Source organism: Streptomyces sp. NPDC059874 (assembly GCF_042731135.1).
Classification (GTDB): domain Bacteria; phylum Actinomycetota; class Actinomycetes; order Streptomycetales; family Streptomycetaceae; genus Streptomyces.
The window spans coordinates 49,922-69,471 of record NZ_JBHWJY010000003.1; the positions used below are offsets into that span (position 1 = coordinate 49,922).

Below are 19,550 nucleotides of genomic sequence, written 5' to 3' on the forward strand. Positions count from 1 at the left end.
GCGATTCACAAGGTCAGGGGACCCTGCCGGGGATATTAGGCACCGCGGAAGCTCTCGTCACGGGACCTCGCGCGACCGCCACGAACTCGCCATGCCGCGGCAACACCCCCAGCGTCGTGCCGGGCCTGCCGCCGCGTACCGGAGCGGTCCCACGCGATCGAACATACGATGGGCGGGAGCCGGCGCGGGCACCTCGCCGTGCCGGCCGTCCGGAGCACGCAGGGCGGTGAAGCATGACGCAGGCCACCGACGCAGCGCGGACCGTCATCCTGACCGTGGACGACGACCCGGGGGTCTCGCGCGCCATCGCCCGCGACCTGCGGCGCCGCTACGGCGGCGGGTACCGGATCGTGCGCGCCGAGTCCGGCGAGTCCGCGCTCGAGGCACTGCGCGAGCTGAAGCTGCGGGGCGACCTGGTGGCCGTGATCCTTGCCGACTACCGCATGCCGCAGATGAACGGCATCGAGTTCCTGGAGCAGGCCCTCGGCGTGTACCCGGGGGCGCGGCGCGTGCTGCTCACCGCGTACGCCGACACCAACGCGGCGATCGACGCGATCAACGTCGTGGACCTGGACCACTACCTGCTCAAGCCCTGGGACCCGCCGGAGGAGAAGCTCTACCCGGTCCTGGACGATCTCCTCACGGCCTGGCGCTCCAGCGACTACCGGCCGGTACCCGCCACCAAGGTGGTCGGGCACCGCTGGTCGGCACACTCCTCGCAGGTGCGGGAGTTCCTGGCCCGCAACCAGGTGCCGTACCGCTGGTACTCGTCCGACGAACCCGAAGGGCGGCGGCTGCTGGACGCGGCCGGGGCCGACGGCCACCGGCTACCCCTGGTGATCACGCCGGACGGCACCGCGCTGATCGAGCCGGAGACACCCGAACTGGCCGCCCGCGTGGGGCTCGCGACCACGCCGACCGCCGAGTTCTACGACCTCGTCGTCATCGGCGGCGGCCCGGCCGGGCTCGGCGCGGCGGTGTACGGGGCCTCCGAGGGGCTGCGGACGGTACTGGTAGAGCGGTCGGCGACCGGCGGGCAGGCCGGGCAGAGCTCCCGCATCGAGAACTACCTCGGCTTCCCGGACGGCGTGTCCGGTGCGCAGCTCACCGACCGCGCCCGCCGCCAGGCCGGCCGGTTCGGCGCCGAGATCCTCACCGCTCGCGAGGTCACGGGGCTGGAGGTCAACGGTGCGGCACGCGTGGTGCGCTTCTCCGACGGCTCGGCGGTCGCCGCGCACAGCGTCATCCTGGCGACCGGCGTGTCGTACCGGCAGCTGCGGGCCCCGGGCTGCGACGACCTGACCGGCCGCGGGGTGTACTACGGCTCCTCCCTCACCGAGGCGTCCTCCTGCGAGGGCCAGGACGTGTACGTCGTCGGCGGCGCCAATTCCGCCGGGCAGGCGGCGGTGTACCTGGCGCGGGGCGCGAAGTCGGTGACGCTGCTGGTGCGCGGGGAGTCCCTGGCGGCCTCGATGTCGTACTACCTGATCCAGCAGATCGAGGAGGCGCCGAACATCACCGTCCGGCCCCGGACGGTCGTGGAGGCGGCGCACGGCGCGGAGCACCTGGAACGGCTGACCTTGGGGGACGCCGTGACCGGCGCCACCGAGGTCGTCGACGCCCAGTGGATGTTCGTCTTCATCGGTGCGGCCCCGCTGACCGACTGGCTCGACGGGACGGTGCTGCGCGACGAGAACGGCTTCATCCTGGCCGGCCCGGACCTCACGCCGGACGGGCGGCCGCCGGCCGAATGGGAACTGGACCGGCCGCCGTACCACTTGGAAACCAGCATTCCCGGCGTGTTCGTGGCGGGCGACGCGCGCGCCCGGTCCGCGAAGCGCGTCGCGTCCGCCGTGGGTGAGGGGGCCATGGCCGTGATGCTCGTCCACCGGTACCTGGAGCAGTCATGAACGCGCAGATCATGTCCTGCGACCCGCACGAGATCGGCTCGCTGTTCCTGTTCGAGAAGCTCTCCCCGGAGCAGCTCGGACGGCTGTGCGCCGAGGGACGGGTGGAACGGTTCGACGCCGGGCCGGTGTACACCGAGGGCGACCCGGCCACCTGCTTCTACGTGATGATCGAGGGCACCGTCGTGCTGTACCGGCGGGTCGGCGGCGACGACGTGGAAGTCAGCCGCACCTCGCAGCGCGGCGTGTACGCGGGCGCCATGCAGGCGTACCTGGGCGACCAGGTGCCGCAGACGTACGTCAACTCCATGCGGGTGACCGAGCCCACCCGGTTCTTCGTGCTGCCCGCGCAGTCGTTCGCGGACGTCATGCGGGAGTGGTTCCCGATGGCGGCGCACCTGTTGGAGGGGCTCTTCTTCGGCTCCAGGAACACCCAGCGGGCCATCGGACAGCGCGAACGCCTGCTGGCGCTCGGCTCCTTGTCCGCCGGTCTCACCCACGAGCTCAACAACCCGGCCGCGGCCGCCGTCCGCGCCACCGCGGCGCTGCGTGAGCGGGTCGGCAAGATGCGGCACAAGCTGGCCGTCATCGCCAAGGGCCCCTACTCCCGCGAAGCCCTCGCGGACCTGATCGAGATCCAGGAACGCACCGCCGAACGCGTCGCCAAGGCCGTGGTGTTGAGCCCGCTGGAAGCGGCCGACCGGGAGGACGAGCTCGCCGACTGGCTCGAGGACCACGGCTTCCCGGAGGGTTGGCGGGTCGCGCCGACGTTCGTCCAGGCCGGGCTGGACACGGACTGGCTGGATCAGGTCGCGGCGAGCGTCGCCGAGGACATCCTGCCGGGAGCCATCGGCTGGCTCAACTACACGGTCGAGACCGAGCTGCTGATGGACGAGATCGACGACTCCACCACCCGCATCTCCCACCTCGTGGACGCGGCCAAGCAGTACGCGCAGCTCGACCGGGCCCCGCACCGCGTCGTCGACGTCCACGAACTCCTCGACAGCACCCTGCTGATGCTGTCCGGCAAGATCGGCCCCCGGGTGCGGGTGGTCAAGGACTACGACCGCTCCCTCCCCGACGTGCCCGCCTACCCGGCGGAACTGAACCAGGTGTGGACCAACCTCATCGACAACGCGGTGGCCGCCATCGGGAGCACCGGCGGCGACGGCAGCCTGACGGTCCGCACGGCCCGGGAAGGGGACCGCCTGCTCGTGGAGTTCCGCGACACCGGCCCCGGCGTCCCCGAGGACATCCGCGGCCGCATCTTCGACCCCTTCTTCACGACCAAGCCGGTCGGCGAAGGCACCGGTCTCGGCCTGGACATCTCCTGGCGGATCGTCGTCAACAAGCACCACGGCAGCCTCCAGGTCGAGTCCGTCCCGGGCGACACCCGGTTCCAGGTGCTGCTGCCGCTGACCGTCCCCGAAACCGAGACCCTGACCGAAGCCGAAGCGGAAGCCGAATCCGACGAGGAGCCCGCATGACCGAGACCAGCGGAATCGACCCGAGCGCCCCGCCCAGCGGAACCGGCTGCGCGGAATGCGATGCCGTGGGCGGGTGGTGGTTCCACCTGCGGCGCTGCGCCCAATGCGGCCACATCGGCTGCTGCGACTCCTCACCGGCCCGGCACGCCACCGCCCACTGGCAGTCCACCGGACATCCCCTGGTACAGAGCTTCGAACCGGGCGAAGAGTGGTACTGGGACTACTCCACCGACGCCCTGTACGAGTCCGGACCCGAACTGACCCCGCCGGTCGGCCACCCGGCCGACCAGCCGGCCCCAGGGCCCGCCGACCGGGTCCCGCAGAACTGGCCGAACCTGCTCCACCGCTAGACCGATGCCGCGCGAACAAACAGATCTTTCCGTGGAAGTCGTCGCCACCCGAGTGGGTCTCTCGTCCGCTCTCGATCTGCGGCGCCGGTTCAGAGCAGCGTACGGGACCGCTCCGGGCGCCCACCGCAGGACCTTCGGCCGCGTCCCCTGATGACCGGTCTAGTACGGACCGGGCAGGGTGGTCGTGATCTGTTCGAGAACCTCTGTGTAGAGGGACCGTTTGTCGGGGCGGACGTGGACGGCGGCATGTCTGAGAGCGGGGATCGCCTGCGTGCCCATGGTGACGAGCCCCTCGGCCGCGGCCTTGCGGACGACGGGATGGGGGTGCTCCAGCATTCCGGTCACGGCGGGGATCGCGCGCGCCCAGGTCGCGTGGCAGAGCGTCCGGATCGCCGTGCGCACCAGGTTCGGCTGGGGGTCGTCCAGCAGGATCGACGTGTGGTGCAGGTAGGTCTCCCGGTCCAGCATGGCCCGCGAGGTCCGGTGGGCGTGCAGGCGGACCTTGGGCTTGGGGTGACGCAGCAACTCACCGATCAGGTCCCGCAGGCCGGGGTCCCGGTCCGGGTCCGGGCCGCCGTGTCCCTCGGTCAGTCGCGTGAGCGCTTGACGGATCCGCACCGGGTCGCCGGTACGGGCCAGGTCCAACAGCTCCTCCCGGGAGGGTGGTTGTGACTCTCGTGCCGACGCGGCCGGGGCACGGTCACGGAGCGCTGCCAGCGCGGCGGCGTCCTGCCGTGCGGCGTCCGGGCGGCGCAGCGGACCCTCGACGAGGACGAGCCCGTCCGCGAGGTCGTCGCGTCCTTCGGCGCGCAGCCGTCGACTGGTCCGCGTCAGCGCGGGGGTACGCAGCAGGGAACGCCCGCAGAGCAGGTCGAGGAACCCCCAGGCGCCGGCGTCGAGGCGATCGCCGAGGCGCTCGGCCAGCACGTCGGCGGGGACCCGGCGCAGCGCCCGCCCGGCCGCGGAGCTGCCGGACGGCGGGTCGTGCTCCCACCATTCCAGCAGCAGCGGGACCAGGGGTTCCAGGTCCCCGGGGTCGAGCCGGCTTGCCGCGAGGGCCACCCTGTCGTGCAGGATGCCGTCCGCGCGCAGTTCCGTCTCGTCGATGGCGCCCAGTGCGCGGGCCAGGTCGAGACCGACGGGTACGTCGATGCGACCGTGCAGGAACGCTCTGAGCACGGGAAGCCCGGCCTCGGGCTCGGGCCACTCCATGAGTGCCAGTGCCGCGGCGTGCCGGCGGTCCGGAGCAGATGCCTCCAGCATGGCCAGCAGGCGCTCCCGCAGTGCGGTCGAACGGGGCTGGTCGAGGTCGTCGATGTGCACGGTCCGCGGTCGCGGCGCCGGCGCACGGGTGCTCTCGGTGATGGTCCAGGGTGGTGCGTCCAGGGGCTGGACGGTGGTCATCCAGTCGATGAGGGCGGCGCGGACCTCGGGGCCGGCGGAGGGGTAGACATCGATCAGTGCGGCCAGGCGGTCCCGGGAGCCAGGGATTCCCTCGTGCTGCCGGCAGAGTCGGCGGAACTCCTCCAAGGCGCTCGGTGTGCGCACTGCGGCACCCAGCGCGGCTCGCCACGTATCGGCCTCGGCCTCGGCCGGCGCGGTGGCCGCCCGGGACCGTGGGGCGGCGAACGCCTCGCGCAGCACAGCGGTTTCGGCCTCCCACGGGTCGGGGTTCAGCCGGGCCGAAGCGAGTGCCCGATCGAGGTCGGCGCGGACGAGCACCGCGCCGAGGTCGCGGAGCAGCGTCAGTGTGGACCGGCTTCCCGCGGGTGCGGGGGGCAGCGCGCGTACCGCGTCGGCGACGGCTGGCTTCCGGGCCGCCGGCAGAGTCGGTGCGACCTCTTCGAGTACCGCGATGAGGTCGTCACGGTCTCCCGCCGAAGCCTCGGCGAGTCCGTCGAGCAGGGACCCGGTGGACCGGGCGAAGGCCGTCAGTTCCTCGGGCGTCCACGGCGCGGGGCAGAGCCGGAGCGTGAGCCGCAGTACGCGGCCCCGGACTGCGGGTTCGGAGGCGGCCAGGTGGAGCCAGTCCGGCAGCATGGGCCGCAGCACCCGCAGCCGGATGGGGTGGGGCGGTTCAGGCCGTTCGGCGAGGCGGAGCGCGACCGACGGATTCCAGCCCTCCGTCGTCAGCGACCTGACGTCGAGGTCCGCTCCGGTGTCCACCGTGGATCGCGCCGCGGCGGGCGTGGTGATCCCGTGCCTGGCCATGGCCGTCGACAGCTCCTCGATCGTCCCGGAAGCGAGGCGCACCCGGCGGGTCGCCACCAGGGCGAGCAGGGTCGGTGCGATACGTGAGGCCCGGTCGTCCAGTGCGAGGACCGAGCGCGCCGGGAGGGTGCGGTCGAGGCCCGCCGGCAGCAGTTCGCGGGGGCGGCCGTCTTCGCCGTGTTCGCCGTGTTCGGCGGCGGCGAGGACGACCGCCGCGTACGCGTCGCCGAGGATGGCGCGCAGCGCCTCGATGAGCGTGTCGCGCAGCCCCGGATTGTCGTGATGCCCGAGCCGGAAGAGCAGTGCCGGTACCGCCGTGTGCGTGCCCGCGCGGACCAGGGCCTCGGCGGCCGTCTTCTTGATGTTCATGTTCGGATGCCCGAGACACGCGGCGATCGTGGTGGAGGCCCAGCGGGCCCGCGCGTGACCCAGTGCGAGCAGCGCCTGCCGGACGGTCTGGATGTCCTGGGCGGCGGTCAGCGTGATCAAGGTCGCCGACAGCGCCTGGGCGTCGTCCCCCGTGGCGTCGCGTGCGAGCAACGCGATCACGTGCTTGCGCACGTGCCGGTCGCGGTGCCGCAGCAGGCGGTGCACCCGCGCACGGGTGCGCGCGTACGGGGCCCGGAGCAGGAGTTCGAGCAGGATCGCCTGCTCGGCGCTCGACAGTCCGGGGCGGTCCAGCAGATCGAGCGCCATGGTCGCGACGAGTGCGTGTCCGGCCTCTCGTGCGGTTGCCGCGTCGAGCAGGCAGGACGGCCTGATCCGTCCGCGCTCGTGGAGACGACGGCCCAGGCCGTGTACGGCATCCAGGACCTCCTGGGGTACCACGGGCTCCCCCGCGGGCTGTCCGTGTTCGAGACGCGGGGCGGCTCCGCCCGGCTCCCGGGACGCCGCGAGCTCGGCGACGGTGCGCAGGAGCAGGTCCGCGATGACCGGCACGGTGCCCGCGCCGCCGTGGGCGGCCAGTCTGCACAGTGCCGCCACCGGGTCGTCCGGGTCCAGATGGGAACTCAGGAGGGCCAGTTCCTGCTCGTCCGGGCCACCGAGGTCCGCCGCGATGCGAGCCGGCAGATCGGCGGGATCGAGACGGACGAGGAGGGCACGCCGCTGTGACGGATCGTGGGTCAGATGCCACAGGAGCTCGAGGGCGCTGTTGCGCACCGCGCGCAGATGGGGCGCCATCACGCCCATGCCCTCCTCCGTGGTCAGACCGAGCCCGTCCCTCAACGCGGTCGTCGTCCGGTGTCCGCCGATCGCCTCCAGAGCGTCCAGAGCAGCCGCGGGCGCCGACGGCAGGAGAGCGATCACGGCGTCTTCGGCATCCGCATGGCGCATCGCGCGGATCGCGTCGAGAAACGGCCCCGGCGCGGGAGCCGAGGGTAGGACCCGTGTGATCGCGTCCCCGATCGGGAGCTCCTCCGCTCCCTGTCCGGCCAGGGCGACCAGCAGCGTCAGCCGCCGCGGCCAGCTCGGATCGTCGGCGGCCGCATCCACCAGTACACGGAACATCACCTGTCGGCAGGTGAACAGGATCGTCGCGATCTCGTGGGGTGGAATCGAGTGGTCGGCCAGCGCCAGGCCGATGATGGACGGGGCGTCCTCGGCGTCCGGGAAGTGCCCGCGCCGGTGGAGCCCGCGCAGGCATGTCACCGTCGGCCCGCCGAACAGCAACGGGTCCCGTGCGGCGACGGCCGTCAACACGCCGATGTCACCGCGGTCCGCCAGGTCACCGAGCAACTCCATCGCGCGCCGACGAAGACCCGGCGGTAGGTCCGGATCGTCAACGACCTGCCGCAGCAGGTCACCGTGCCCGTGATGGGCCGCGACCGCGAGTGCGGCATCGGCCGCCTCGGGCCGGGTGATCGCCGAATCGGCGGTGAGAAGGGGAGACAGGCGTCCCGTCGGCAGGGGTTCCAACGCCGCCCACGGCTCGGCGAGTTCACCCAGTGCGGCGGCGACGACATCTGCGCCGGCGGAACCGAGCAGGCTGATCACGTGTGCGCGAACCAGTGCGGGGGCCAGCAGACCGGCGTGCAGTCCCTGTCGGGCCAGCCGTAGGGCCTCGGCCTGCAACACCGGGTCGTCGCTGTCCACCAGCTCGTTCACGAGTTGCTCGGGCCGGTGCGCGCAGGTGACGGTTGTTCCCCGCACGGCCTGGTACAGCAGTTCGCCCGGAGGCTCCTTCCGGATCACCGTCGGCTCGTTCAGGAGTTCGGCGCGCAGCCAAGCGATCCGTACGCCTGCCGGCAACTCGGCCGTACGCCACGACGGCCGGCGCAGCCCCCCGAGATACGGCCCCAGCCGTTCATGGAGCCGCGCGAGGACGAGCACCGCCTCCGGCGGTCCCTCCACCGATACCGGCAGCAGTCCCGCGAGTTCGGCCATCTCGTGCTCGTCGCCCGTCCGGCCCGACGTGACGCGCTCGGCCAGGAGGACCAACCCCAGATGCCGCAGGCGGGGATCGTCGTGCCGGATGAGACGTCCGAAGACGTCCGGCGAGCAGATCCGCGCGTCAAGATGGCCGGCCAACCAGCCGACGTCAGCTCGACTCAGCGCATCCTGAAAGGGCTTGTCCGCCTGCGTCATCATCGTCGAATGCTACTGAGGTTCACCCTCGTGGCCGACGGCGTCCACCGCGTCGAACCGTTTCGCCAGGGACCGCATCAATTCCAGCTCCGCCCGCTGGCCCCGGGTCATCCCCTGCGCCAACCGGAGCACGACCGGGGGCGTGCTGTCCGCGGTGACCGCCTCGGACATGTGGACCCCGCCCCGGTGGTGCTCGATCATCAGGCGCAGGTAGAGGGCGTCGGCCCGGTCGCCGCGTGCCGCGTCGAGTGCGGCCATGTCGGCGCGGCTCGCCATGCCGGGCATGAGGACCCCTCGGCTCCGGTCCTCCTCGCTCGTCGGCGGCATGCCCATCCAGCGCATGGGCGGCCCGCTCGTGGTGGGGGTGCGGCCCCACAGCTGGAGCCAGCCGAGCATCATGCCGCGCTGTGCGGCCTGGGTGTTGGCGATGTCGTACGCCAGCGTCCGTACCTCTTCGGAGGCTCCGTTGCGCAGGACGGACAAGGACATCTCGACCGCCTGTTGATGGTGGACGGCCATGTCACGGCTGAATCCGACCGCGACCGAGCCCTCGGCCGGCGCCCCGGCCTCCGCGGGGACACCGCGGGAGAGACCGGTCAGCAGCAGGGCGCCCGCGAGCAGGACGACAACGGCGGCAGCCGTCGCCCAGCCGCGCGCCGGACGCCGGCCGGTCACGGGGTCTCCTTGCCACCGGTGACCGGGGCACCCTGCTCGGGTGCCTGGGGTCCCTGGACGTAGGCGTCGAAGAAGGCGTCCACCCGCTCGTCCGCGGCGGACTCCACGGACAGCTGATGTCCCCAGGCGGTGAGACGGACGGGGCTCTCCTGGTCGGGCAGCGGGCTCATCATCCGGTACGGGACACCCGCCACCTTGGCGCGCAGCTTCTCCACCTCTGCCTGGGGAAGCTCGCCGGAGTACGTCACCCACACCGCGCCGTGCTCCAGGGCGTGCACGGCGTTCTCCTCGCGGAGCGGCCGGGTGTAGACGTCACCGTTGGCGTTCTGCCACCGCGGGTCGTGCGGGCCTCCCACGGGAGGCCGCACGTCGGCGGGATAGTCGACGTCGCCCTTGACGTGGCCCCGCTGCAGGTCCCGGTGGAGCGTCTCGCCGGGGACGTTGACCCGGTCCGGGTCGATTCCGGAATCTTCGGCCGAGCTCGGGGCGGGCCTGCCGTGCAGGCTCGCGAACAGGCTCAGGACGAGGGCCACCGCCGCCAGCGCGCCCCCGATCGTGGCCCCGGCGCGCAGCCGCTTGCCGCGGCGGAGTCTCCGCTCGTCCTGCCGGCGCAGCTCGTCGAGCCGGGCCCGCCGGGCATCGTCGTCGCGACCGGCCGACGGGGGGCTGGGCGGGCGCTGCTCCTGGTACATGGGCGGCCTCTCGGGTCACGGGGGTCGACGGCCCAAGGGTAGGAACGGTCCGGTCCTCAAGTCCTGGGGCCAGGGTCCCGACCCGCTCCCAGGACGGTGTCGGGGCGGTTGTCCCACGCTCCCGGGACACGGGGCGTCCTACGCTCGGCGATCTCCGGCACCCGGCCGCGGTACCGCGGTACCGGCATGCACGACGAACGGTGGGAGAAAGATGGAATTCGGCATCCTGGGACCGCTGCGCGTGTGTACCGACGGCCGGGAGGTCCCCATCCAGGGCCGCAAGCAGCGGACCCTGCTCGCGGCCCTGCTGCTGGCCCGGGAAGGCGTCCTGTCCGACGAGCGCCTCATCGCCCTGCTGTGGGGGCAGCGGCCTCCCGCCACGGTGAACGCCCAGCTCTACACGTACGTCTCGCGGCTGCGGATGCGACTCGGCGCGGCGGTCGACCTCGTCCGCGTACCGGCCGGTTACCGCCTCGGCATCGGTTCCGCGCAGTTCGACGCGGCGGAGTTCCACCGGCTTTCCCGCTCCGGTCACGAGGCGCTGCGCGAGGGCCGCCCCGACCGGGCGGCGCGACTTCTCCGCACGGCCCTGGACCTTTGGCGCGGACCGTCGCTGGGAGGCGTCACGGACCAGCTGCGGGAGGCCGAGACCCCGCAGCTCGACGAGGCGCGGATGGCGGCTCTGGAGAGCCGGCTCGAGGCGGAGCTGGCCCTCGGTGAGCACCGTCAGATGGTCGCCGAACTCACGGGTCTGGTGGCACGTTTCCCGCTGCGCGAACGGCTGCGGGCCCAGTGGATGACCGCGCTCTACCGGTGCGAGCGGCAGGCGGAGGCCCTCGCCGTGTACAACGAGGGCCGGCGGCTGCTCTCCGAGGAACTCGGCGTCGATCCCGGCCCCGCCCTGACCGCCACGCACCGCGCGGTCCTCAACGGAGGGCTCGCGTGGGAGGAACCGCGGCATCGTGCGGCAGTCCTGCCAGGCGCAGCAGGAGCTCCTTGACCTCGGTGGCGGCGTACCGCGGACGGGCGGCCGCCGGGTCGTCGCACAGCAGGACGGGGCCGTCCTCGGGGTGGGCGGGCAGCAGCCCGTGGCTGCCGCGCACCCGGCCGGGGTCGAGGGACACCACGTTCACGAGGTAGCGCATGCCCAGGCGTTTGCGGGCCAGAGCCGCGACCGCCCGGAACTTCACCCGGCTGTCGGTGTGGTCGAAGAGCAGTTCGGCCGGGTCGTACCCGGGCTTGCGGTGGATGTCCACGAGCCGGGCGAAGTCGGGAGCGAGGGCGTCGTCGAGCCAGTAGTAGTACGTGAACCACGCGTCCGCTTCGGCCAGGGCGACCAGCTCGCCGGAGCGGGGGTGGTCCAGTCCGTGTTCTTTGAGGCCTGTCTCGTCCAGGACCGTCCCCACGCCCGGCAGCGACTCGAGTACCCGTCGGACGACGGGGACGTCGGCCGGATCGGCGATGTACACGTGCGCGACCTGGTGGTCGGCGACGGCGAACGCCCGGGACGTCCAGGGATCGAGGTACTCCATGCCGGCCTGGGTGTGGACCTCGAGGAGTCCGGCCCGGCGGAGGGCGCGGTTGATGTCCACGGGGCGGGAGACCGCGGTGATCCCGTACTCGCCGAGCGCGACGGAAGTCACCCCGGCACGGCGGGCGTCGTCGAGCAACGGGGCCAGGGTGCGGTCGAGTTCGCGGGCCGCCCGGACGGCTTCCCGGCCGTTCGGGCCGTACCGCTGCAGGTCGTAGTCGAGGTGGGGCAGGTAGACGAGGCTGAGGTCGGGGCGGTGGGTGCGCAGGATGTGCCGGGCCGCGTCGGTGATCCAGCGGGAGGACGCGATGTCCGCTGTCGGCCCCCAGAACCGGAAGAGCGGGAAGTCGCCGAGCCGGTCGGTGAGTTCGTCGTGCAGCGACGGGGGGCGGGTGTAGCAGTCCGGCTCCTTGCGGCCGTCGGCGTGGTAGACGGGGCGGGGGGTGACGGTCCAGTCGACGTCCGCTCCCATCGCGTACCACCAGCACACGTTGGCGACGGTGTAGTCGGGTCGGGTCCGGCGGGCGGTCTGCCAGATCTTCTCGCCCCCGACGAGCCGGTTGTGCTGTCGCCACAGCATCACTTCGCCGAGGTCGCGGAAGTACCAGCCGTTGGCGACCGCGCCGTGCACGGCCGGCGTCTCGCCGGTGAGCAGAGTGGACTGCACGGTGCAGGTGACGGCGGGCAGCACCGTCTCCAGGTGGGCCTGGAAGCCGCGCTCTCCCAGCGCGCGGAGGCGGGGCATGTGGGCGAGGAGTCGTGGGGTGAGTCCCACGACGTCGAGCACCAGGAGCCGGTTCACGAAGTCACCTCGTGCTTTCGTCCTTGAGTCCGAGTCGGGTCAATGTGTCGCGGGCCCAGGCCAGTTCGCCGGCGATGCCGTCGATCAGGTCGGCGTCCCGGGGGCCGCCGCCACCCGGGCGCGGGGCGGTGGCGGACGGCAGCACCGACCAGGTGTACGTCTCCACCTCGAGGTGGTCGGTGCGCGGGGACGGACCGCCGACGAGTTCTGCGAGCATGGCCGGGAGTTCGGTCCGGGTGGAGCGCAGTGGGGGCCTGGGGTCGGCGTGCAGGGGGGTGTGGAAGTGGATCCGCCAGGGGCCGGCTCCCGGGAGCGCTCCGCCGAGCGCGTCGGGCAGGTCGTCGACGGCGAGCAGCCGGCCGCCCAGCGACTCGCGGGTCTGGTGGAGGAACCGTGGTTCGGCGAACTCCCACAGGGCGGCGCGGGCCGCCGGGTCCTGTGGGTCGTCGACGGTCAGGGCGCAGGAGACCTGTGCCTTGACGACGGGGAGTCCCTCGGCGGCCAGCCGGGCGCAGGCGGTCGCCCCGTCCTCGAAGCCCACGGCGGTGTGGCAGCAGTCCAGGCAGACGCCGAGCCACCGCGGGTCGACGGCGGCCAGCAGGCGTACGGCCTGCTCGGTGTTCTCGATCAGGCAGCCGGGTTCGGGTTCGAAGCCGACCCGTACGATGCGGCCGGTGTCGGCGGCGAGAGCCTCGAGACCTTGTGCGAGCCGGTCCAGATGGCGGGCCGCGCGGTCGGCCCGGTCGGCGGTCCATTCTTCGCGCCAGGCCAGGGGGAGGGTGGACACGGAGCCGCGGGCGGCGTCGTGCGGCAGCAGCGCGGCCAGCAGCCTGGCGCAGTCGAGGGTGTGGTCGAGCCGCGCGGGTTCGGACCAGTCGGGCCGGTAGACGGACTTCTTCACGGATCCCGCGTGAAAGCCCTGGTACGGGAAGGCGTTGAGGGTTACGACCTCGAGTCCGCGTGCGTCCAGTTCCCGGCGCATCCGGGCGACGGCCTCGGGGTCCGCGGTCAGCTCGGTGACCGCGGTGCGGGACAGCCAGAGGCCGACGCCGAGCCGGGCCGCGCCGAGCCGGCGGCGCACCGGCTCGGCGTAGCGGGCGAGTTGGGCGAGGACTCCGTCGAGGTCCTCGGCGGGGTGCACGTTGGTGCAGTAGGCGAGGTGGATGACGGTGCCGTCCGGGTGCCGCAGTCGCATCGGTCCTCCGGTCTCACTCGCCGCCGCGGGCGAGGGAGTTGCCCGCGTAGGCGACAGTGGGGACTTCGGGCCCGGTCCGGGCGTCGGTCACCTCGTCGGCCGCGTCGTCGGCCGCGTCCAGGACCAGTCGGCCGCTCTGCCCGTAGAAGGAAACCGGGTTCCGCCACATCACGCGGTCGACGTCGTCGTCACCGAATCCGGCGGCAAGCATCGCGTCGGCGGTCGCCCGCGTCTTGAGGGGGTCGCTGTGGCCCCAGTCGGCGGCCGAGTTCACGAGCATCCGCTCGGTGCCGTGGCGGCTGAGAATGCGCACCATCCGTTCTTCGCTCATCTTCGTTTGCGGATAGACGGAGAACCCCATCCAGCAGCCGCTCTCCGCGACCATGTCGACGGTCCCCTCGGTGAGGTGGTCGACGACCACGCGGGCTGGGTCGATGCCCGACTCACGGACGACGTCCAGGGTGCGGCGGGTACCGACGGCCTTGTCCCGGTGCGGGGTGTGGACCAGCACCGGAAGGCCGTGGTGGAGGGCGAGCTCGAGTTGGCGGGCGAACGCCTCGTCCTCGGCCGGCGTCATCGAGTCGTAGCCGATCTCTCCGACGGCGACCACACCGTCCTTGGCCAGGTAGCGCGGCAGGAGGTCGAGCACACCGGTGAGCCGGGGGTCGTTGGCCTCCTTGGGGTTGAGCGCGAGGGCGCAGTGGTGCCGGATGCCGAACTGGGAGGCACGGTGGGGCTCCCAGCCGAGCAGGCCGTCGAAGTAGTCCGTGAACGTGCCGACGCCGGTGCGCGGCTGGCCGAGCCAGAAGGACGGCTCCACGAGTGCCCGGACCCCGGCAGCGGCCATCGCCGCGTAGTCGTCGGTGGTCCGGGAGGTCATGTGGATGTGAGGATCGAAGATGCGCACGACGGCGCTCCCTCCGTGTGCTGTTCGGTGTCGTGGGCGGCGAGGAAGTCCGCGACGTCGCGGGCCACTTCGCGATCGGCGGTGCGGCGTTCTTCCGCGTACGCCCGCACCATGCGGACCAGTTCGGGGTCGACGCGCTGCGTCAGCCCGGTCACGCGGTCCAGGGGAATCCCGGTGAACGCGCACTTGAGCACGGCCTGGCGGAAGGTCCGGTCGTCGAGCCGGCGGGCGGCGTAGCCGGGTGCGGTCGGGGCCGTGCCCAGCGCGGCGGCGATCAGTCGTGTGTCGTTGGTGCGCAGCGCGTCATGGACGAGCGGCAGTGCGGTGTCGCCGAGCCGTCCCGCCCGGTCGAGGACGGGCAGGGCCCGCAGTACGCCACGTCGCTCGGCCGCGTCGCCGTGTCCGTACAACTCGGCCATTAGGGAGGGGAGTTCGGGGCCTCGCAGGGCCGGCGCGTCGAGCAGCAGGGTGCGTACGGCGTCGTCGACGGTCCACGCGAAGGGTCCGGGGTCGGTGCCCGGCAACGGCTCGCGGCCGCACCACCGTCCCGCCACGGGGAAGAGTTCCGTCACCGCGCCCGGGTTCACGGCGAGCGTGTGCTGCCCTTCGCGGGTCCAGCCGGCGGCGCCGCCGGGCAGGAGGTCCCACAGGGTGTCGGCGGCGTCCGCGCCCTGCTCGGCGGCGTGGAGGAAGGCCAGCGAGCTCCGGGCCGTCGCCGGTGCGGCGTGGCTGTGCCGGGGCAGTTCGACGGAGACCAGGCCGCGGTACCCCACGTCCAGGAGGGCGCCGAGGACCGGCGGGAAGTCGATCTCGCCGTGCCCGAACTCCAGGTGCTCGTGGGTGCCGCGCCGCATGTCCTCGATCTGTACGTGGACGAGGCGGGGCGCGGCCCGCCGCACGCATGCGGCCACCGACTCCGGTTCCAGGCAGCGGCAGTGCCCGATGTCCAGGGTGAGTCCGAGGGCGGGGGGTTCGCCGAGGCGCGCGCAGAGCTCGTCGAACCGGTCGAGGGTGTCGACGAACATGCCCGGTTCGGGTTCGAAGCCCAGCCGGACGCCGTGCCGTTCGGCCTCGACCGTGACGATCTCGCAGGCGGCGAGCAGCCGGTCCCAGGCGGTGTTCTCGTCGACCTCGGGAGGCCGGATCCCGCTCCACAGGTGGACGACGGGCACCTCCAGTCGGGCGGCGACGCCGATGGCGCGGCGCAGCAGGTCGACGCGCAGTTCCCGTCCGTCGTCGAAGAAGGTGGGGTGGTGCTTGTTCCAGGGGTCGAGCAGGTACCGGCCGCCGGTCTCGACGACCGCCGCCAGTCCGAGCTCGTCGAGCCGGCCGCGGAGGTGCGCGAGACGGCTGTCGAGGTCGTCCGCGAACGGGTCGAGGTGGCGGCGGTCCAGGGTGATGGAGACGCCCCCGTAGCCGAGGGCGTGCACCACGTCCAGGGTCTCGTCGAGGGTGTGGTCACCGAATCCGTTGGTGCCGTAGGCGTACGTCAGAGCGCGCTTTCTCATGTCGGGGAGACCTTTCGGCTCAGGCGCCGGGCCAGCGGGTAGGCGGCGAGCAGGGCCAGTCCCGGCCCACCGCGGCCGGCCGCCGCCGTCAGCGCGGACTGGAGGGGCACCATCGCGTGGATGCCGGCCGCCACCGCACGGCGTACGTAGTACGGGGTCGGCTTGCGCACCGCCGCCAGCCGCTCGGGGCCGGCCGCGGCGAGGAAGCCCGCGGCGAGCGCGCCGGCGAGGGCCCGGTCCCGGCGCACGGCGCCCCTGGCCGCGAGTACGGCGGCGCAGCCGGCGAGCGCGGTGGCCACCAGCGAGCCGGCCGCGACGGCCCGTACCGGCTGTCCGTCGGCCCGCGGGCGCCGGCCGCTCGTCCCGACGGCCGGGTCCCGGGCGGGGGCCGGATCCCGGGCCGGCGGGGGCGCCGCTTCGTGGCGGCTGAGCGCGGTCACCGAAGCGGTGTGCAGGGCGAGGATGAGGGCCGCCGGCAGGGCCGCCGGCAAGCGGTCGGCGCCGCGTAGGACGTTGAGGCCACGGGCGGCGCCCATCACCAGCGGTCCGACCGCGCGGTCCTTGGCGAGGGTGTCGTACGCCCATACCGCCGCGGTCAGCGGCACGGCGGTGACCAGCCCCCGCCGGCCCTCGCCGAGCACGGCGAGGCCGAGACCGCAGCCGGTGAGGGCGACGGCGGTCCCGAGAGCGGCCGCCGGGCTGATCTCCCCTGCCGGGACGGGGCGTTCCGGGCGCTCCTCGGCGTCCAGCTCGCGGTCGACGTAGTCGTTGAGGGCCATGCCGGCCCAGTAGAGGCACAGCGAGGAGGCGATCGGTCCGAGCAGGCGCGGCCGGAGCGCCACCCCGCCCGCCGCGGCGCCGGCGAGGATGTCGCCGGGCACCGTGAGCGCGGCGGGCAGCCGCACCAGCCTTGCGTACGCGCCCAGTCGGTCCCCCGGGCTCATCGGGCCGCCTCGGTCAGCCGATGCGCCCAGCCGACCAGCTCGTCGAACTGCCGGTCCAGCGCGTGCTCGTCCGAGGCCACGGGATCCTTGAAGAAGAATCCCAGTTCGGGGACCGGTCCGCTGACGCCGGCCCGGTGGGCGAGCGCCATGAACCGTGCGAGGTCGAGGACGAGCGGTGCGGCCAGCGCGGAGTCACAGCCCTGCCAGACGAACTGAAGGGTCATGCGCGCGCCGAGGAACCCCTCGAAGGTGACATGGTCCCAGGCCGTCTTCCACTCCCCCAGGTCGGCCACCTCGTGGATGTGCACGCCACCCTGCACCGACCCTCCCAGCTGCTCCCGGAGCAGCCGGTCCTTGGACCTGATCTTGGCAGCGGCCCGCTGGGGGTCGGCGAGCGCGGCTCCGTCGCCGCCGCCGAGCAGGTTGGTTCCCGACCAGCTGCGCACGCGCAGCGCGCGTCGCGTGAACATGGGGGCGAGTACGGACTTCACCAGGGTCTCGCCGGTCTTGCCGTCGCTGCCGGCGTACGGGAGCCCCCGCTGACGGGCGAGTTCGTCCAGCGCGGGCAGACGGGCGCCGGCCGACGGCGTGAAGTCCACGAAGGGGCAGCCGGCCCGCAGCGCGGCGCAGGCGTACAGCGAACCGACCGGCAGGACGCCCGCGTCGTCGGGGTCGCGCAGTGCCGCTTCGAGCAGCTCCCAGGAGGCGTGTGCGGGATGCGGCCCGGCGGGCGGCTCGGTGGTCGCGACGTTGACCACGACCACGCGGTCCGCGCCCGTCCGGCGGCGGAAGTCGGCGATGTCGGCGGCGAGTGCGTCGACGGCGGCGTCCGCGGTGCCCGCCGGATGGCCGGCGCCGGTCAGGCCGGGCCTGATCTCGGCGTCGGCGGCCTGGAGGTCCGGGCGGACCAGATCGGGCAGATCGGGAGGGACGACCCCGTCCGCGGCGAGGCGCTCGACGCGCTTGACGAGTCCGGTGGTCGCGGGGTCGTGTCCGCCGAAGACGAGATCGTCGAAGGAGGGCAGGGGCACGTCCCGGAAGGGGGCGAGCTCGCTGACGACGCCTGTCGGGGGGAGGAGTCCCGCGCGGACACCCGCCGCGCCGGCCACGGTGCTCGCCGCGACCGAACCGCGGCCGCCCACCAGCCAGATTCCCGTGCGCATGGCACCTTCCTTCACGGCTGTTGCGGATAGGGGAAGGACTGGAAGTCGACGTCCAGCTGCCGGACGCCGCGGTGCAGCCAGTGGGCCGCGAGCCGCCGTACCGTGCGGTCGGGCAGCGGCGCGTTGACGTGCTCCAGATCCGGGTCGGCCTCGAGCTGCACGGCGCAGCCGAAGGCGTTGAGCGGCGCCAGGTGTGCCCAGCGGCCGGCGTCGATGCCGAGGAGCATCGTGGCCCGCATGACGACGTGCCAGACGGGATAGCCGCCCGGCGGACGGCCGGTCATGATGTGCAGGGCCTTGGTGCGCGGGTCGTACAGGAGGCCCTGTCCGAACTCGGCGAAGGCGCGCACGAGGCCCGGGTCGCGCGGACGGTAGACCGCGTCGAACACCTCCAGCTGGACCTGTGACATCACCTCCAGCGGCGCCCGTGCGGGGGCCACGAAGTCGGTGAAGTTCGCCGGGTACTCGGGAGCCGTCACCATCCGGCGCCAGGTGTTGAGCAGGACGTTGTCCCACCCGGGGCCGTAGAGCGCGACGAGGGCGTAGTAGGCGTCCTTGAACTCCGGCGACGGGTGGTAGAGGGAGGCCTGGTCCAGCAGGTACCACAGCTCGTTGGCACGGCGGTCGCCCAGCATGCCCGGGATCTCCGGCAGTTCGGTGCCGGAGGGTGCCGCGGCGGCGGGCAGGGCGCCGCCCACCACGGGCAGGGCGGTCCCGGCGGCCAGTGCGGCCGACGCCCTCAGGACGGTGCGTCGTCCCGGGCCGGCCGCCATCAGCTCATCCCCTGGGGGTGGGGGAAGGACCGGAAGTCCTGGTCGAGCGTGTCGGTGTCCTTGACCAGCCAGGTGGCGGCGAGCCGGCGCACGGTGTGCGCCGGAAGCGGCGGGTTGACCTTGTCCTGGGCGGGCTTGGCGGTGCTCTGGACCGCCCAGGCGAAGGCGAGGGCGGGGGCGATCCGCTCCCAGCGCCGGCAGTCGATGTCCAGCAGCATCATGCCGCGCAGGTAGGCGTACCATGTGTGGTAGCCGGGCGGCGGCATGACCGGGGTGGAGTTCATCGTGTGCACGAGGAACGGGGCGCGTCCGCGCGGGTCGTACAGCACGCCTTCCCCGAACCAGCCGAAGGCCTGGACGAGGCGGTGATGGCGCGGGCCGTAGTAGCGGTCCATCACACCGAGCTGCGTGCGCGAGAGCACTTCGAGCGGGCCTTTGACGGGCGCGAGGAACTCGGCGTAATTGTTCGGGTAGTTGGGCTGGGCGACCATTTCGAGCCACTTCTCACGCATGCCGCGCTCGATGTTGCCGACGTGCGCCTTGATGTCCCGGTAGGCGTCCTTCACCTCCTGGGTGGAATGGAACAGTGTCGCCTCGTCCAGCTGGTACCAGAACTCGTTGGCCCGTCGGTCCCCGCTCATGCCGGGGACGTCGGGGAACTCGTCGTGCGGGCCGGCGGCCGCGGCCGGTCCCGCGCCCATCAGGCCGACGGCCGCGGCGGCCCCCACTCCCAGCGAAACCCTCAGGATCTGTCGTCGGTCCACGTGATGCGACATGTGGTCTCCTCCTGGCTGCGACGTTGCTGCCGCGAGGCTAGGA

Annotated in this window: 15 protein-coding genes and 1 pseudogene; 5 read left to right on the forward strand and 11 right to left on the reverse strand. The window is 72.9% G+C overall.

Annotation, left to right across the window (positions count from 1 at the left end):
* Window positions 1–233 precede the first annotated feature (233 nt).
* The 4 genes and pseudogenes from ACFV9H_RS02585 to ACFV9H_RS02600 all read left to right on the forward strand — a co-directional run.
* On the forward strand, window positions 234–1,910 hold the full coding sequence (locus ACFV9H_RS02585) for an FAD-dependent oxidoreductase (RefSeq protein WP_385392237.1): 1,677 nt from the start codon (window positions 234–236) through the stop codon (window positions 1,908–1,910).
* Entirely contained in the window at window positions 1,907–3,394 is a 1,488-nt protein-coding gene (locus tag ACFV9H_RS02590; RefSeq protein WP_385392240.1) for an ATP-binding protein, read from the forward strand. Before ACFV9H_RS02585 ends, ACFV9H_RS02590 begins: the two co-directional genes overlap by 4 nt.
* Window positions 3,391–3,744 carry a UBP-type zinc finger domain-containing protein gene (locus tag ACFV9H_RS02595; RefSeq protein ID WP_385392243.1) on the forward strand — a complete coding sequence of 118 codons (354 nt, stop codon included), beginning with the start codon at window positions 3,391–3,393 and terminating at the stop codon, window positions 3,742–3,744. Before ACFV9H_RS02590 ends, ACFV9H_RS02595 begins: the two co-directional genes overlap by 4 nt.
* A gap of 13 nt (window positions 3,745–3,757) precedes the next feature.
* Window positions 3,758–3,895 (forward strand): annotated as a pseudogene (locus tag ACFV9H_RS02600) (AraC family transcriptional regulator); the annotation flags it as partial.
* A gap of 8 nt (window positions 3,896–3,903) precedes the next feature.
* On the opposite strand, the gene ACFV9H_RS02605 reads toward ACFV9H_RS02600, so the two are convergent.
* Genes ACFV9H_RS02605 through ACFV9H_RS02615 form a run of 3 tightly spaced genes read right to left on the reverse strand, consistent with a single transcriptional unit; the run spans window position 3,904 to window position 9,908 of the window.
* Window positions 3,904–8,544, reverse strand: a complete 4,641-nt coding sequence (locus ACFV9H_RS02605) for a HEAT repeat domain-containing protein (RefSeq protein ID WP_385392246.1) — start codon at window positions 8,542–8,544, stop codon at window positions 3,904–3,906.
* Window positions 8,545–8,553: 9 nt separating this feature from the next.
* A complete protein-coding gene (locus ACFV9H_RS02610; RefSeq protein ID WP_385392249.1) occupies window positions 8,554–9,216 on the reverse strand; it encodes a DUF305 domain-containing protein in 663 nt (220 codons plus the stop codon).
* Window positions 9,213–9,908: a DUF3105 domain-containing protein gene (locus ACFV9H_RS02615; protein WP_385392252.1), complete on the reverse strand. Its 696-nt coding sequence runs from the start codon at window positions 9,906–9,908 to the stop codon at window positions 9,213–9,215. The genes ACFV9H_RS02610 and ACFV9H_RS02615 overlap by 4 nt, the downstream gene beginning before the upstream one ends.
* Window positions 9,909–10,119: 211 nt before the next feature.
* Between ACFV9H_RS02615 and ACFV9H_RS02620 the strand changes: the two genes are divergently transcribed.
* Entirely contained in the window at window positions 10,120–10,908 is a 789-nt protein-coding gene (locus tag ACFV9H_RS02620; protein ID WP_385392254.1) for a BTAD domain-containing putative transcriptional regulator, read from the forward strand.
* Here ACFV9H_RS02620 and ACFV9H_RS02625 read toward each other — a convergent pair.
* From ACFV9H_RS02625 to ACFV9H_RS02660, 8 genes are read right to left on the reverse strand one after another with little or no spacing between them, the layout of a single operon-like run.
* Complete coding sequence (locus ACFV9H_RS02625; protein WP_385392257.1) at window positions 10,835–12,241, reverse strand: alkaline phosphatase family protein; 1,407 nt, start codon at window positions 12,239–12,241, stop codon at window positions 10,835–10,837. The two genes, ACFV9H_RS02620 and ACFV9H_RS02625, sit on opposite strands and share 74 nt — an antisense overlap.
* Before the next feature lie 4 nt (window positions 12,242–12,245).
* Window positions 12,246–13,436 (reverse strand): metabolite traffic protein EboE, encoded by a 1,191-nt coding sequence (eboE, locus tag ACFV9H_RS02630; RefSeq protein WP_385392260.1) that lies wholly within the window; start codon window positions 13,434–13,436, stop codon window positions 12,246–12,248.
* A 13-nt stretch (window positions 13,437–13,449) separates the two neighbouring features.
* On the reverse strand, window positions 13,450–14,343 hold the full coding sequence (locus tag ACFV9H_RS02635) for a TatD family hydrolase (RefSeq protein ID WP_385392263.1): 894 nt from the start codon (window positions 14,341–14,343) through the stop codon (window positions 13,450–13,452).
* Complete coding sequence (locus ACFV9H_RS02640) at window positions 14,313–15,851, reverse strand: EboA domain-containing protein (RefSeq protein WP_385392266.1); 1,539 nt, start codon at window positions 15,849–15,851, stop codon at window positions 14,313–14,315. The genes ACFV9H_RS02635 and ACFV9H_RS02640 overlap by 31 nt, the downstream gene beginning before the upstream one ends.
* Window positions 15,848–16,795 (reverse strand): SCO3242 family prenyltransferase, encoded by a 948-nt coding sequence (locus ACFV9H_RS02645; RefSeq protein ID WP_385392269.1) that lies wholly within the window; start codon window positions 16,793–16,795, stop codon window positions 15,848–15,850. The genes ACFV9H_RS02640 and ACFV9H_RS02645 overlap by 4 nt, the downstream gene beginning before the upstream one ends.
* Complete coding sequence (locus tag ACFV9H_RS02650; protein WP_385392272.1) at window positions 16,792–17,958, reverse strand: inositol-3-phosphate synthase; 1,167 nt, start codon at window positions 17,956–17,958, stop codon at window positions 16,792–16,794. The genes ACFV9H_RS02645 and ACFV9H_RS02650 overlap by 4 nt, the downstream gene beginning before the upstream one ends.
* Window positions 17,959–17,969: 11 nt before the next feature.
* A complete protein-coding gene (locus tag ACFV9H_RS02655; protein WP_385392275.1) occupies window positions 17,970–18,731 on the reverse strand; it encodes a hypothetical protein in 762 nt (253 codons plus the stop codon).
* The gene (locus ACFV9H_RS02660; protein WP_385392278.1) at window positions 18,731–19,507 is read right to left on the reverse strand and encodes a hypothetical protein; all 777 of its coding nucleotides are present in this window, start codon (window positions 19,505–19,507) and stop codon (window positions 18,731–18,733) included. Before ACFV9H_RS02660 ends, ACFV9H_RS02655 begins: the two co-directional genes overlap by 1 nt.
* Between the last annotated feature and the right edge of the window lie 43 nt (window positions 19,508–19,550).

Coding starts and splice junctions, on each gene's coding strand:
- ACFV9H_RS02585 (WP_385392237.1), top strand. CDS start 234: ATGACGCAGGCCACCGACGCAGCGCGGACCGTCATCCTGACCGTGGAC.
- ACFV9H_RS02590 (WP_385392240.1), top strand. CDS start 1,907: ATGAACGCGCAGATCATGTCCTGCGACCCGCACGAGATCGGCTCGCTG.
- ACFV9H_RS02595 (WP_385392243.1), top strand. CDS start 3,391: ATGACCGAGACCAGCGGAATCGACCCGAGCGCCCCGCCCAGCGGAACC.
- ACFV9H_RS02605 (WP_385392246.1), bottom strand. CDS start 8,544: ATGATGACGCAGGCGGACAAGCCCTTTCAGGATGCGCTGAGTCGAGCT.
- ACFV9H_RS02615 (WP_385392252.1), bottom strand. CDS start 9,908: ATGTACCAGGAGCAGCGCCCGCCCAGCCCCCCGTCGGCCGGTCGCGAC.
- ACFV9H_RS02620 (WP_385392254.1), top strand. CDS start 10,120: ATGGAATTCGGCATCCTGGGACCGCTGCGCGTGTGTACCGACGGCCGG.
- eboE (WP_385392260.1), bottom strand. CDS start 13,436: ATGCGACTGCGGCACCCGGACGGCACCGTCATCCACCTCGCCTACTGC.
- ACFV9H_RS02640 (WP_385392266.1), bottom strand. CDS start 15,851: ATGAGAAAGCGCGCTCTGACGTACGCCTACGGCACCAACGGATTCGGT.
- ACFV9H_RS02645 (WP_385392269.1), bottom strand. CDS start 16,795: ATGAGCCCGGGGGACCGACTGGGCGCGTACGCAAGGCTGGTGCGGCTG.
- ACFV9H_RS02650 (WP_385392272.1), bottom strand. CDS start 17,958: ATGCGCACGGGAATCTGGCTGGTGGGCGGCCGCGGTTCGGTCGCGGCG.
- ACFV9H_RS02655 (WP_385392275.1), bottom strand. CDS start 18,731: ATGGCGGCCGGCCCGGGACGACGCACCGTCCTGAGGGCGTCGGCCGCA.
- ACFV9H_RS02660 (WP_385392278.1), bottom strand. CDS start 19,507: ATGTCGCATCACGTGGACCGACGACAGATCCTGAGGGTTTCGCTGGGA.